This window comes from Microbacterium sp. NPDC055442 (assembly GCF_053644215.1).
In genome coordinates, this window is the sequence record NZ_JBSHLF010000002.1 from 489778 (window position 1) to 502926 (window position 13149).

The window sequence follows — 13149 nt, forward strand, 5'->3', positions numbered from 1 at the left end:
CGGGTCAGTTCGCGGTTCCGCCGCCGCCGATGACGTCGGTGGCCGATTCGCGGATGTGGTCGACGAAGCCGTACTCGAGCGCTTCGTCGGCACGGAACCAGCGGTCGCGGTCGCCGTCGGCGTTGATCTGCTCGACCGTCTTGCCGGTCTGGGCCGCCGTGATCTCGGCGAGTCGCTTCTTCATGTCGAGGATCAGCTGCGCCTGCGTCTGGATGTCGCTCGCCGTTCCGCCGAAGCCGCCGTGCGGCTGGTGCAGCAGGACGCGGGCGTTGGGCGTGATGTAGCGCTTGCCCTTCGTGCCGGCGGTCAGCAGCAGCTGGCCCATCGACGCCGCCATGCCGATGCCCACCGTCACGATGTCGTTGGGCACGAATTGCATCGTGTCGTAGATCGCCATACCGGCGGTGATCGAGCCGCCCGGCGAGTTGATGTAGAGGTAGATGTCCTTCTCGGAGTCCTCGGCGGCGAGCAGCAGGATCTTCGCACAGATCTCGTTGGCGTTCTCATCGCGCACCTCCGACCCCAGCCAGATGATGCGGTCCTTCAGCAGCCTGTCGAAGACGCTCGTCGCGACAAGTGGTTCGGCCATGTGACACTCCTGATTCCGTGGTCGTCGCATCGAATCTACCGGCGCGCCGCCGGCGACCCGCGCGTGTTCGCCCTGGGCAAAGACGAAGGGTGGATGCCGCAGCATCCACCCTTCGTGTCGCGAACGCGACTTACTCCTTGTCAGCGGCCTTCTTCTTGGCCGGTGCCTTCTTGGCCGCCGCCTTCTTCGCGGGCTTCTCGGCCTCTTCGGCCTCGATCACCTCGTCAGCGTCGGCTGCGGCATCCGCGATCTCCTGCGCCTCTTCGACGACGTCTTCCTCAGCAGCCGGCTCGTCCTCGACGGCGACGAAACCGGTCAGGTCGACGGGCTTGCCGTTCGTGTCGACGACGGTGACCTTGCCGAGAGCGACAGCGAGCGCCTTGTTGCGGGCGACCTCGCCGACCATGGCGGGCAGCTGGTTGCCCTCCTGCAGGGCGTTGACGAACTCCTGCGGCGCCATGCCGTACTGCGAAGCCGACTGGATGAGGTACTGCGTGAGCTCTTCCTGCGAGACCTGCACGTCGGACTCTTCGGCGAGCTTGTCCAGCAGCATCTGCGTCTTGAACTGCTTCTCGCTCGCCTCGGCGACCTCGGCGCGGTGCACGTCGTCGTCGAGACGATTCTCGCCCTCGAGGTGGTTGTGCACCTCGTCCTCGATGAGCTGAGCGGGAACGGGGATGTCGATCTCGGTGATCAGCTTCTCGATGAACTTGTCGCGAGCGGCCGCGCCCTGCGCGAAGACCGACTGCTGACCGACGCGCTCGGCGAGGCTCTCGCGCAGCTCGGCGATCGTGTCGAACTCGCTCGCCATCTGGGCGAAGTCGTCGTCCGCGTCGGGCAGCTCGCGCTCCTTGACCGCCGTGACCGTGACCGAGACCTCGGCCTCTTCACCGGCGTGGTCTCCTCCGACGAGCTTCGAGCGGAAGGTCGTGTCCTCACCGGCGGTGAGGGAGTCGACGGCCTCGTCGATGCCCTCGAGCAGCTCGCCCGATCCGACCTCGTACGACACGCCCTCGGCGCGGTCGATCTCGGTGTCGCCGATCGTGGCGACCAGGTCCAGCTCGACGAAGTCACCGGTCGCGGCGGGGCGGTCGACCGCGATGAGGGTGCCGAACCGGCCCCGCAGACGGTCGAGCTCCTCGTCGATGGCTGCCTCGTCGGTCTCGACGGCGTCGACCTCGACGGTGATGGTGTCGAAGGCGGGCAGCTCGAATTCGGGGCGCACGTCGACCTCGATCGTGACCTCGAGGTCACCCGAGAAGTCCTTCTCGTTCGGCCACTCGGTGACCTCGGCGTTCGGGCGTCCGATGACGCGCAGCTCGTTCGCGGCGACGGCGTCACGGAAGAAGCCGTCGAGCCCGTCGCTCACCGCGTGCTCGAGCACCGCAACGCGTCCGATGCGCTGGTCGATGATCGGCGCGGGGACCTTGCCCTTGCGGAATCCCGGGATCTGGACGTCCTTCGCGATGTGCTCATACGCGTGCGCGATGCTCGGCTTGAGCTCGTCCGGGCTGACCGTGATGTTGAGCTTGACCCGGGTGGGGCTGAGCTTCTCGACGGTGCTGTTGACCATGCCTGTTCGTTCTCCTCGTTTGGACCGCACTCGGCCGCGGCGGATGAAGGTCTGGGGTCTCGGATCCCCGAGCGGGGTCGTGACGTCGGGGCGACAGGATTTGAACCTGCGACCTCCCGCTCCCAAAGCGGGCGCTCTACCAAGCTGAGCTACGCCCCGGGCAGGTCGCGCACGTATGCGGACACGAAACGGCCCTGAGAAGTCTAGCCGACCCTCGCGGTTCGCTCCTTCCGCGTGTCATGAGCGGCCGATCGATTCCGTTAGACTGGTCGACGTCGCGGCTTGCCGTCGCGACAGCTGGCGGGATTCCGCCGGCAGCGGGGCTGTAGCTTAGTGGTAAAGCCTTAGTCTTCCAAACTAATGATGCGGGTTCGATTCCCGTCAGCCCCTCCGAAGCTCCGACGTGCCGCCGTAGGCGGTGCGGCGGAGCTTTTGCGTGGGTGCCGTAGGAAGCGGGTCGCTTGCGGGTGGGCCCCCGCCGCGGAGGGCGGTGGGGACGATTCCCATCAGCCACTCCATTCCATCTCCCTCGGAAACTCGTGGGAGTTTGCGCCTCTCCACTGCCTCTGGCAGCTCCGGTCGCGCCACCCGCGTGCCAACAGGTGCGCCGAAAAGCGTCGCCCGAGGGGGTATCCATCGCACTCGCGAGCACCGCGTTCGGCTCCTCCGCGATGTGTGGAACGCGCGGCTCGTGCCGCTTCGTCGCCGCGAGTTCCCAACGGGTCGCTTGCGGCTAGTTGCGTGCGACCCGGGCGGCCGTATCAGCGCGCACTAGGTCTTTCACGCGACGAATCACTCGGGCGTCACCGGCTCGCCTCGTGAGGAAGCTCGATTCTGGGGAGCAGTTCGGGACCAGATGATCGCCTGGGCGCCCATGATGATCGCGAGCAGGGCGAAGATGACGATGCCGAAGATGTCCGATCCGTCTGCCGAGCCGGACTCCGCCAGCTTGATGGCGAGCATCATGACGTAAATCGCGCTGCCAATGCATGTAATGGCTGAACCGACGGCCAGGGCGATCGCGAATCCGGAGCGTTCAGGGAGCGGGCGACTCATGCCGCGACTCTAGAGCTAGACGATCACCTACAGGTAGAGCCACCAGACAGTCGCTGCCGTCGAGATAGCGTCCCCCAGCGCCGCTACCACCGTGTTGCCGGTGTTCGACCTCCCGACGTGACCGAGCGTCAGCATCAGAGACTGGTGATCAGGAGCGCCCCACGAGAGGCGGACTGAGTCTGGGATGCGCTGCCGCGTACAGCTCGCGCGCCAGCTCGACGTGCCGTAGCCGCTAGCATCCAGCAGTGACTTTGACCTTCGTGGCTGCGTGGCTCTGGCTCATCGGCAGCGCCTATCAGGTGTTCACCCTCGGTGCGGCGTGGCGCTCGTGGGATTCTGAGATCGACGCGGCCGGAAGAAAGTACCGCGACGAGTTGGCCCCCGCCGAACAGGCTCTGCGCGAACCACTCGTGGGCGAAACGGCACACGAGCGCCGCGCGTCGCATGACGAGCGGTTCATCCACTACAAGGCCGAAGCCGACCGTCTCGCCACAGAGTTCGATAAGCGCGTCAAGCGGGGTCGGCGACAGGTCGTCCACACCTTCTTCGCCTGGATCGTGATCCTCGCCGCCGCGATCGTCGGGGTCGCCGGCACCTGGCCTGCGAGCGTCTGAAGCGCCGACCGAAGGCCTCAGGCGGGAGCAGCGCCTTCGTGCTCGGCGGTGTGTGCGCGGTAGGCGTCGGCGTTTCGCAGGATGCCGTCGCGCTCCTCGGCGGTGAGCTCGCGTCGTACTTTCGCGGGCACTCCTGCCACGAGCGATCCGGGTGGCACGATCATCCCTTCCAGCACGACGGCTCCCCCAGCGACGAGCGAGCCCGCCCCGATCACGGCGCCCGACAGCACAACCGAGCCCATCCCGATGAGCGAGCCGTCTTCGATCGTGCAGCCGTGAACGACGGCGTTGTGGCCGACCGACACGTTCTCGCCGATCACGACGGGCGAGCCATGATCGACGTGCACCGAGACGTTGTCCTGCAGGTTGCTGCCCTGCCCGACCGTGATCGTGTCGCCGTCTGCGCGCAGCACGGCGTTGTACCAGACGCTCGCGCCCGGGCCGAGGGTCACGGCGCCGATCACGCGGGCGCCGGCGGCGACGAAGGCCGACGGGTCGAGCTGCGGCGCGGAGCCGCCGACGGACAGGATGGAGGCACCTTCGGCAACGGTCATGATCCGACCCTATTGCGCTCGTGCCGCGAGTGCGTCCTCGATCGCCGCCGTGTACGCCGGCGCGAGCGTGTCGGCGAACGTCACCGTGAGGTGGTCCTGATCGCGGTAGATGTTGGCACCTCCGACGACGGGCCAGCACCTCGCGTCATCGCAGAACACGTCGGTGAAGTCGAGCAGCGTGACCCCTTCGATCCCGGATGCCGCCTCGCGCAGCGGATCCTCGGCGACGAGCAGCTCCGACCGGGGTCCGTCGCAATCCGCTTGCGCCCGCGTGCGCAGGCATTTGTTGGGGTCCGTCTCCCACACGGGGTTGTCGACGACGGTGATGACGGGGATGCCGCGATCGAGCACCTCTCCCCACGCGCCCCGATACCCCGCGACGGCCGCGTCGAACGACGAGTCGTAGCCGGCCGAGGCGTAGGGCGTCGTCGCGATCGCGGCGGTGAAGACGGCGTCGATATCGCGGTCACCCAGCGCCGCCCGCACACCATCGCGCCATTCGGTGCACGCCTCGCCGAACGCTCCGGGAGTCGACAGCGGCGTCGTGCTCCACGGGCACGCGCCCTTGAACCAGGTCGTGAGGTGCCAGCCGTTGTCGTCGGCCATCCTCTGGAACGTCGACAGCAGCTGATAGGCGTGACTGTCGCCGACGAGAGCGATCCGCGGGGCATCCGGGTCGTCCGACCCGAACTCGCACGACACGGGCCGGGCGTCGTTCAGCTGGATGAAGCACTGGGGATCCCCCGGACGATCGATGCCCGCGAAGCCCGGCGCGGGCAGGATCGTGTCCCCCGCATCCGTCTCGCCGCACGCGTCGTCGAGCACGACCGCCGCTCCGAAGCACTCCGGGGGGTTCTCGCGCAGCTCGGCGATCTCGCGCACGCCTGAATCGTAGGCCGGGGCGTTGATCGCCCACGCGCCGACAGCCGTGCCGGCCACGAGCAGCATCGCGGCGAGCGACGACCACAGCGTCACGCGCGCGGGACGCGAGGTGAGCACCTTCCAGCTGCGCGCCGGGTCCTCGACGAAGATCTTCGTCAGCCACGCGAGCACGAAGCACAGCACGAGCAGGGCGACCCGGTGATAGATCGTGAGTCCCCAGAACGGCACGGACGGCGCGATGACGATGAGCGGCCAGTGCCACAGGTACAGCGAGTACGAGATGTCGCCGACGAACTGGGCGGGGCGCAGAGACAGGATGCGCGTCGGATACCACCAGCGATCGGTATTGGATGCCGCGATGATGGCTGCGGCGCCGAGCGTCGGCAGCACCGCCATATAGCCCGGGAACGGCGTCTGCGCGTCGAACTCGAAGGCCACGTACAGCAGCAGGAGCACGCCGCCCCAGCCCAGGACGAAACTGCCCAGCGCATGGCGCACCCGCAGCATCGGGATGAGCGCGACGAGTGCTCCGACGCCGAACTGCCACATGCGCCCGAAAGTCACGAAGTACGCCGGCGCGGGGTCGGTGATCGTGAAGACGACGCAGAAGATGAACGAGATGACCGTCACGACGCCGAGGGTCACGAGCACGGCGCGTCGCCGCGCGCCGTGGAAGAGCTTCACGCCCATCCATGCGCCGAGCAGCATGATGAGCGGCCACATGACGTAGAACTGCTCTTCGAGCGACAGCGTCCAGTAGTGCTGGACCGTCGTCGGATCGCCCGCGTGGTTGAGGTAGTCCGCCGAGGTGAGCGCGAGGAACCAGTTCTCGACGTAGAACGTCGAGGCGAGGATCTCCTGAATTTCATTCGGCAGAGCCGACGTCGGCGTCAGATACGGGGTCGCGGCCGCGAGAGCGCACACGAGCAGCACGAGCAGGGATGCCGGCAGCAGACGTCGCGCACGGCGGGCCCAGAACTGCCCGAGACGCACTGTGCCCGTCGCGGTGAGCTCCCGCATGATGTGCCCCGTGATGAGGAAGCCCGAGATGACGAAGAAGATGTCGACGCCGACGTAGCCACCCGAGAGCCTCGCCGGCCAGAAGTGGTAGAGCACGACGAACAGCACGGCGATGGCGCGCAGGCCCTGCACGTGCGGCAGGAACCGGGACGGTTCGGCGTGCTCCGGCGAGCGGTCGTCCGGCTGACGCAGCACCACGCGTGAGGGCTTGCGCAGGTTTTGGGGACCGAGATCATGATCGGCAGAAGGCACGCCTCGACGTTAGTCGAGACAGCCGCGCTTGCCGCGCAGGCTCCGCGCGGTTAGCGGAGCCTTCTCTTGCTTGCGGAATGATGCCGGTTGAGTAGCGTTGGATTCGTTGGAACACCTGCGCGGGCGCGCAGCATCCGACCTGTATGGAGGCGAGAGACATGACCAAGACGAACACGACCCCCGCGACCGCTGCCGACCCCACCGTCGCCGCTGCGACCGCTCAGTTCCTCACCCCCGTGGTCCTCGGGCTTCAGGGCCTCGCTGTGAACGGCAAGCAGGCGCACTGGAACGTGCGCGGCACGAACTTCATCGCGATCCACGAGCTTCTCGATTCGGTCGTCGCCAACGCGCAGGCCGGCGCCGACCAGGCCGCGGAGCGCATCGTCGCTCTCGGCCTGCCGGTCGATGCGCGTGTCGCGACGATCGCGGAGAAGACCGCCACGACCGCCGTCCCGGCGGGATTCACCCAGTGGGAAGCGCTCATCCGCAACGTCATCACCGACATGGACCGGGTGATCGCCGACACGCAGTCGGCCATCGACGGCCTCGACGAGATCGATCTGACGAGCCAGGACGTCGCGATCGCCATCAAGGAGACGCTCGAGAAGGACCGCTGGTTCCTCTTCGCGCACCTGGCCGAGTAGGCGCGACATCTCGATACGCGCCTGCGGCGCTACTCGATGACCGGGTGCACACGCCGGCGGCGCTACTCGATGACCGGGTGCACGCGCCGGCGGCGCTACTCGATGACGGGGTCGGGGCCTTCGGGCCTCGGCCCCGTTCGCGTGCCGGCCCCTATCGCTGAAGGAACGCCAGTACGGCGAGCACGCGGCGATGGTCGGACCCGGAATCCTCGAGGCCGAGCTTCTGGAAGATCGCCCGCACGTTCTTCTCGACGGCGCCCACGCCGATGAACAGCCGTTGCGCGATCGTGCCGTTGCTGCGACCCTCCGCCATGAGCTCGAGCACGTCGCGTTCACGGCGCGTGAGCGATGAGACAGGATCGGGCCGCGCGGCGATGAGCTGGCGAACGACGTCCTGGTCGAGCACCGTACCTCCGGCGCGCACGCGCTCGACAGCATCCGTGAACTCCTCGAGTGAGGTGACACGGTCCTTCAGCAGGTAGCCGACACTCCCGTCGCCGCCCGCGAGCAGTTCGCGCGCGTACACGCCTTCGACGTACTGACTGAGGACGAGGATGCCGACACGGGGCAGAGCCGCGCGCAGCGCCAGGGCGGCGCGGATCCCCTCGTCTCGAAAACCGGGTGGGAGCCGCACATCGAGGATCGCGACGTCGGCATCGGCGGCAGCGACACGAGCGACGATGTCCTCGGCATCACCGAACGCGCCGGCCGTGACGTAACCGGCCTCGTCGAAGAGACGCACGAGCCCTTCGCGGAGCAGAACGGAGTCCTCGACGAGGACGACCCGGGCGGGGCGGTCGGGGGCGGAACTCATCCGTTCAGGATAGGCACGGATCACGGCCCGGCGATCGGGATGTGCACGCCGACCGACGTGGGACCGCCGACCGGGCTGTCCACCACGAAGTGACCGCGCAGCCCCGCCGTCCGCTCACGCAGGCCCTCGAGACCGTGGCCGGAGGTGATCCGTGCGCCCCCGGCACCGTTGTCGACGACCCACACGTCGAGCATCGCGAGCGTGTCCGGTGTCGCGGGTCGCACGACGGCGCGCAGCGTCACAGCGGTGGCTCGTGCGTGCTTGATCGCGTTCGTGATGAGCTCGGACACCGTGAAGTACACGGTGCGGGCGACCTCGGGGGTCACAGCCGTGTCCAGATCCGGCGCGAGATCGACGTGCACGGTGAGGGGCGTCGCCGCTGCGACGGCGGCGAGCGCTGCGGACAGGCCGCGGTCCTGCAGGAGCGGCGGCGCGACTCCGCTGGACAGAGCCCGCAGTTCGTCCAAAGCGGCCTTGGCGTGCGTGCGAGCCTCACGGGCGAGATCGGCGGCAGCATCCGCGTCGCCCGCTTCGGCCCGGCGCTCGAGGGCGGCGAGGTCCATCTGCAGACGCACGAGCCGCTGCTGGGGTCCGTCGTGGATGTCGCGCTCGAGTCGGCGTAGGGCGACATCCTCCGCGTGCACGGCGGCTCCGCGCGCTGCCGCTTCGGCGCGCACCTCGTCGGCGAGGTCGTCCGAACGCCACCGGCCGAGCATGCCCGCCGCGATGGCGTGGTGCACGACCGCGAGTCCTCGCATCACCCACGGCAGGGTGATCGTGAACAGCGCTCCGGCCAGGAGGTAGAGCACGGACTCCACGACGCGCCCGTCCCACCCGCCGAACAGCCACGGCAGCGCGTCGGCGACGTACTCGCCCCACGGCGCGCCCTCGCGAGGCACGAACACACTCCAGAACCAATAGGTGAGCCCGCCCAGGCTCACGCTCAGCCACGCGATCGTGACCGAGAACGTCGCTGCGCTCACGACGGGATTCACGATCGTGCCGTGGACGAGCGAGAGCCAGTACCGCACATTCCGGATCGGCCGGGTCACCGTCATCCAGAACCCGTTCTGATCCGGCCGATCACGGCTCCAGACGGGCTCCTCGATGGCAGGCAGCCCCGTCAATCGCAGGATGAAGCGATCGGCGACGCCGAATCCGCGGGCGACGACGAGCGACAGGACGATGATCGGCAGACCGACGACGAGGACGATGAGACCGGCGCCCGCCGCGAACAGCGGCACGAGGACGCTGATCGATGCCATCGCGACCGCGAAGACGGCGATCAGATAGACGGCGCTTCCCGGAACGTGCTTCCACAGCGAGCCGTAGCCGGCCCAGAACCCTCGTCGGGCCGGGCGGACGTCAGTGGTCGTGGTGGTCATCGCTGTCTCCTTCGGGACGCTTCAGGGCCGGTGTCTGGCCCGGTTCGACGACCAGGAACTGTCCCATCATGCCCTGGTCCTCGTGCCACAGCAGGTGGCAGTGGTACATGTACGGCGTCGTGGGGTCGGCATGGTCGCTGAATCGCACGAGCAGGCGGTATTCGCGTCTCCACTCGAGAGCGATCGTGTCCTTCCACCCCGCGAGACGGGCGGGCGGCGGTGCGCCGTCGACGTCGACGATGCGGAACTGCGTGTCGTGGACGTGGAACGAGTGCGGGAGCGGATTGATGTTGCGCACCGTCCACAGCTCGTTCGTGTCGACGATGGAGACGTGGTCGACGCGGCCCATGTCCATCTGCCGGTCGTTGATGTTGTGCCCGGACAGCTCGAACGTCCGCTCTGCGGCGATGTCCTCGGCCGCGACGGCGGGCAGTATCACGAGTCTGTCGGGCACATCCGGCGACGGCGCGAGGGATGCCGCGGCGCGCAGCTCCAGGACGTCGAACGAGTCCGCGCCCGCGTGCAGCTGCGGATCGGGCGACGTCGACCCGAGCACGATCCGCTCCCCGGCCGTGACGTGGACGACGATCTCGGCACGCTCTCCGGGAGACAGCGGGATGCCGGTGGCATCGACCGGTGCATCCAGAAGTCCGCCGTCCGTCCCGATCAGCTGGAAGACGCGGTCGTCGGCGAAGGCGAAGTGGTACATGCGGGCGCTCGACCCGTTGACGATCCGCAGCCGCACACGCTGTGTCGTGACCTCGAGGTACGGCGATGCCGTGCCGTTGACGAGGATCGTGTCCCCGAGCGCACCGTCGAAGGTCGTCCCGACCCGTCCGTCGAAGGAGCCGTCGCTGTGGAAGCGGCGATCCTGCACGATGAGCGGCACGTCGTCGATGCCGTAGGTGCGCGGCAGATCGAGCCCGGCTTCCTCGTCATCGCGCAGCAGGAACAGACCCGCCAGGCCTGCGTCGACCTGCTCACGCGTCCGCCCGTGCAGGTGCGGGTGGTACCAGAGGGTCGCTGCCGGCTGGTCGACGGTCCACTCGGCGCGCCACGAACCGCCCGACGCGATGGTGTTGTGCGGTCCCCCGTCCATCGCTGCGGGCACGTGCATGCCGTGCCAATGCACGGTCGTGGGGTCGCCGAGCTCATTCGTGACATCGACCCGCACCGATTCGCCGCGCTGCGCGGCGAGCGTCGGACCCAGATGTGCGCCGTTGTAGCCGAGCGTCCGCGTCGTCCCCTGCGAGACGATGTCGCTCGCCCCCTCCTGCGCGACGAGGTCGAACACGCGCACGCCGTCTTCCATACGGCCTTCGTCCAGCGGCGGGATCGCGAGTTCGGTGTCGAACGTCGTCGTGCCGGCGGCGGGGGGCGCCGTGCGACCGACCTCGGTCAGCGCCCACAGGCAGCCCGTCGCGACCGCCGCCACGAGGGGCACCGCGACGAGCACGGCGAGCAGACGCCTACGGCGCCGGTGCGGTGACGGCGCGGGTGAGACGGGTGGCGTGGGCGAAGCTGTGGACACTCATCCAGCGTCGCGAGAACGTGCGTCCCGCGGCATCCGAGCAGCATCCGAAGGTATCGGGGGGACAGCCCCCGCCCTCCGCCGCCTACCCCGCGTGCGTCACGCGTCCGGCGAGCAGCGTCGCCGCCACGCGCATGCCACGCAGCTGCGCCTCGGTCGCCTCGAGCGGATCGTGCTCGGTCAGCGCGAGGTCCGCGACGGCGCCCACCTCGATGCGTGCGCCCTTCGCCGAGCCGCCGTGTGTCGATGCCGCCAATGCCGTCGCGCGATCGACACCCTCCTCGGGACGCCACGGCTCACGGCCGTCGCGGTTGCGGAAGACGGCGGCGGCCATCGCCGCCCACGGGTCGAGCGGCGCGACGGGAGCATCCGACCCGAACAGCAGGTTCGCGCCCGTGTCGGCGAGCGCGCGCAGCGGGTAGGGCAGCGCCGTCTGGCCGGCCCAGATCGCGTCGGTCATGTCACGGTCGTCGATCGCATGCTCGGGCTGCACGCTCGCCCCGACGCCGAGGCGACCGAACCGCGGGATGTCGGCGTGCGCGACGAGCTGGGCATGCTCGATCGTGCCCCACGCTCCCGTCGCCGCGAACGCGTCGAGCGCGTGCGAGTTCGCGACGTCACCGATCGCGTGGATCGCGCAGGCGATGCCCGCCCCGGTCGCACGCGTCATGAGGCTCCGCAGTGTGCCGGGGTCGACCGTGAGCAGACCGCGGTGGGACGGGTCCTCGGGGTAGGCATGCGAACAGGCGGCGGTGCGCGTGCCGAGCGAGCCGTCGGTGATGACCTTGAGCGGGCCGACGCGAACGAGATCGGATGCCGCCCCGCGGGCGACGTCGCCGGTGCGCAGCCCGTCGGCGATCGCGCGGTCGAGGAACTGCGGGTAGATGCCGTACTCGACACGCAGCGTGTCGAACCCCGATGCCAGACGACGTACCCACGCGTCCTCGTTCCACGACATGTCGAGATCGACGACGCCGACGACACCGCGGGAGGCGGCATCCCGCGCCATCGCGGCGACGAGGTCGTCGGCCACGGCCGCGTCGACGGCGTTGAGCCGGCGGGAGATCTCGAAGGCGGGCTCCTCGCGGAGCATGCCGTCGCCGTCCGGCGGGTGGCCCTCACGGCGCAGGGCGGCGGAGTTGAGCCACACGCTGTGCACGTCGGCGTTGATGAGGTAGGTGGGGATGTCGCCGGTCGTGGCGTCGAGCATCTCGCGCGTCGGTGCGTCCGGCCAGAGGGCGTCGCGGAAACCGACGCCCACGCGTCGTCCGTCGGCGAGGACCGGCGCACTCCCCATGATTCGTGCCGCCTCGCGCGCGCTCGCGGCGGCGCCGAGTGCTTCTCGCTGCGCGACGAGTGCCCACTGCACGACGTGCACATGGTGGTCCCACAGCCCGGGCACGAGCCAGGACCCGTCGGCGTGAAGCGTCTCGCCTCGGTGCGCCAGAGCACCCGCCGGGGCGATGTCGGCGATGCGCCCGTCTGAGACGAAGACGTCGACGGGCCCCTCATCGGGAAGCAACTCGCGCCCGGCACCGGCGATGCGGGCGTTCGCGATCGTCGCGATCCGCGCGCCCTTCATGCTCCCGCTCCGCGGGCCGCGGCCATCGCGTCGTGCGCGCGACGCATCTCGGCGGCGAGTGACGGATTCGCCCACGGCGCGTCTCCCGCCAGCTCGGCGATGATCGTCTCGACCACGTCGGTCGACTTGTTCTGACTCAGCTTGCGCTTGGCGACGACCTTCGACGGCGTCAGCCGGAAGCCGACGGTCCCCTTCGCCAGACGTTCGACCGCGGCGGGATCGTTCGGCGGCTCCCACATCAGCCGGGGCTGCGGCATCCCCCGTTCGAACCGCTCGACGAGCCCGTCGAGCACGCTCAGATTCTCGTCGTGCGAGAGGATCTCGGGGATGCCGGTGAGGTGTGCCGAGACGAAGTTCCAGGTCGGCACCTGGGTGCCGCCGTCGTACCACCCGGGCGATATGTATCCGTGCGGACCTTGGACGACCACGAGCAGCTCCCGCTCGCCGAGGCCGTGGATCAGATCGTCGGGACGACCGACGTGGCCCACGATCGTGAGGTCGTCGCGCGTGTCGTCCAGCAGTACGGCGTAGTGGGACGCCACGAGGCCGTCATCGGTCTTGCTCACGAGGGTGACCCACGGATTCTCGTCGATGAGTCGTCGCAGCTCGGCGAGGTCGGTCATCGCGAAGCTCGGGTTCTGACGCATCCCCTC

Annotated in this window: 12 protein-coding genes and 2 tRNA genes; 3 read left to right on the forward strand and 11 right to left on the reverse strand. The window is 68.8% G+C overall.

Annotation, left to right across the window (positions count from 1 at the left end; all coding sequences use genetic code 11):
• Positions 1-4 precede the first annotated feature (4 nt).
• From ACWIBS_RS06780 to ACWIBS_RS06790, 3 genes are all read right to left on the reverse strand, one after another.
• Positions 5-589 (reverse strand): ATP-dependent Clp protease proteolytic subunit, encoded by a 585-nt coding sequence (locus ACWIBS_RS06780; protein WP_376127506.1) that lies wholly within the window; start codon positions 587-589, stop codon positions 5-7.
• 130 nt (positions 590-719) lie between these two features.
• Positions 720-2162: a trigger factor gene (gene tig, locus ACWIBS_RS06785; protein ID WP_376127508.1), complete on the reverse strand. Its 1443-nt coding sequence runs from the start codon at positions 2160-2162 to the stop codon at positions 720-722.
• A gap of 85 nt (positions 2163-2247) precedes the next feature.
• Positions 2248-2321, reverse strand: a tRNA-Pro gene (locus tag ACWIBS_RS06790).
• Between the two features lie 160 nt (positions 2322-2481).
• On the opposite strand from ACWIBS_RS06790, the gene ACWIBS_RS06795 reads away from it, so the two are divergent.
• Positions 2482-2552 (forward strand) — tRNA-Gly (locus ACWIBS_RS06795).
• Positions 2553-2954: 402 nt separating this feature from the next.
• Here ACWIBS_RS06795 and ACWIBS_RS06800 read toward each other — a convergent pair.
• Complete coding sequence (locus ACWIBS_RS06800) at positions 2955-3218, reverse strand: hypothetical protein (protein ID WP_376127510.1); 264 nt, start codon at positions 3216-3218, stop codon at positions 2955-2957.
• Positions 3219-3463: 245 nt separating this feature from the next.
• Between ACWIBS_RS06800 and ACWIBS_RS06805 the strand changes: the two genes are divergently transcribed.
• Positions 3464-3832 (forward strand): hypothetical protein, encoded by a 369-nt coding sequence (locus ACWIBS_RS06805; protein ID WP_376127512.1) that lies wholly within the window; start codon positions 3464-3466, stop codon positions 3830-3832.
• A 17-nt stretch (positions 3833-3849) separates the two neighbouring features.
• Here the strand turns inward: ACWIBS_RS06805 and ACWIBS_RS06810 are convergent, their stop codons facing one another.
• Positions 3850-4386 carry a gamma carbonic anhydrase family protein gene (locus ACWIBS_RS06810; RefSeq protein WP_376127514.1) on the reverse strand — a complete coding sequence of 179 codons (537 nt, stop codon included), beginning with the start codon at positions 4384-4386 and terminating at the stop codon, positions 3850-3852.
• A 9-nt stretch (positions 4387-4395) separates the two neighbouring features.
• Positions 4396-6540, reverse strand: a complete 2145-nt coding sequence (locus ACWIBS_RS06815) for an acyltransferase family protein (RefSeq protein ID WP_376127515.1) — start codon at positions 6538-6540, stop codon at positions 4396-4398.
• Between the two features lie 158 nt (positions 6541-6698).
• On the opposite strand from ACWIBS_RS06815, the gene ACWIBS_RS06820 reads away from it, so the two are divergent.
• Positions 6699-7184, forward strand: a complete 486-nt coding sequence (locus ACWIBS_RS06820; RefSeq protein WP_376127517.1) for a Dps family protein — start codon at positions 6699-6701, stop codon at positions 7182-7184.
• 151 nt (positions 7185-7335) lie between these two features.
• On the opposite strand, the gene ACWIBS_RS06825 is transcribed toward ACWIBS_RS06820, so the two are convergent.
• The 5 genes from ACWIBS_RS06825 to ACWIBS_RS06845 form a co-directional block, all read right to left on the reverse strand.
• Complete coding sequence (locus tag ACWIBS_RS06825) at positions 7336-7998, reverse strand: response regulator transcription factor (RefSeq protein WP_376127519.1); 663 nt, start codon at positions 7996-7998, stop codon at positions 7336-7338.
• Between the two features lie 20 nt (positions 7999-8018).
• Positions 8019-9383 carry a sensor histidine kinase gene (locus ACWIBS_RS06830; protein ID WP_376127521.1) on the reverse strand — a complete coding sequence of 455 codons (1365 nt, stop codon included), beginning with the start codon at positions 9381-9383 and terminating at the stop codon, positions 8019-8021.
• Complete coding sequence (locus tag ACWIBS_RS06835) at positions 9364-10914, reverse strand: multicopper oxidase family protein (RefSeq protein ID WP_376127522.1); 1551 nt, start codon at positions 10912-10914, stop codon at positions 9364-9366. The genes ACWIBS_RS06830 and ACWIBS_RS06835 overlap by 20 nt, the downstream gene beginning before the upstream one ends.
• A gap of 85 nt (positions 10915-10999) precedes the next feature.
• Complete coding sequence (locus ACWIBS_RS06840; RefSeq protein ID WP_376127524.1) at positions 11000-12496, reverse strand: amidohydrolase; 1497 nt, start codon at positions 12494-12496, stop codon at positions 11000-11002.
• Positions 12493-13143 carry an FMN-binding negative transcriptional regulator gene (locus ACWIBS_RS06845; protein ID WP_376127526.1) on the reverse strand — a complete coding sequence of 217 codons (651 nt, stop codon included), beginning with the start codon at positions 13141-13143 and terminating at the stop codon, positions 12493-12495. Before ACWIBS_RS06845 ends, ACWIBS_RS06840 begins: the two co-directional genes overlap by 4 nt.
• Positions 13144-13149: the final 6 nt, after the last annotated feature.

Coding starts and splice junctions, on each gene's coding strand:
- ACWIBS_RS06825 (WP_376127519.1), bottom strand. CDS start 7,998: ATGAGTTCCGCCCCCGACCGCCCCGCCCGGGTCGTCCTCGTCGAGGAC.
- tig (WP_376127508.1), bottom strand. CDS start 2,162: ATGGTCAACAGCACCGTCGAGAAGCTCAGCCCCACCCGGGTCAAGCTC.
- ACWIBS_RS06820 (WP_376127517.1), top strand. CDS start 6,699: ATGACCAAGACGAACACGACCCCCGCGACCGCTGCCGACCCCACCGTC.
- ACWIBS_RS06830 (WP_376127521.1), bottom strand. CDS start 9,383: ATGACCACCACGACCACTGACGTCCGCCCGGCCCGACGAGGGTTCTGG.
- ACWIBS_RS06845 (WP_376127526.1), bottom strand. CDS start 13,143: ATGCGTCAGAACCCGAGCTTCGCGATGACCGACCTCGCCGAGCTGCGA.
- ACWIBS_RS06800 (WP_376127510.1), bottom strand. CDS start 3,218: ATGAGTCGCCCGCTCCCTGAACGCTCCGGATTCGCGATCGCCCTGGCC.
- ACWIBS_RS06840 (WP_376127524.1), bottom strand. CDS start 12,496: ATGAAGGGCGCGCGGATCGCGACGATCGCGAACGCCCGCATCGCCGGT.
- ACWIBS_RS06810 (WP_376127514.1), bottom strand. CDS start 4,386: ATGACCGTTGCCGAAGGTGCCTCCATCCTGTCCGTCGGCGGCTCCGCG.
- ACWIBS_RS06780 (WP_376127506.1), bottom strand. CDS start 589: ATGGCCGAACCACTTGTCGCGACGAGCGTCTTCGACAGGCTGCTGAAG.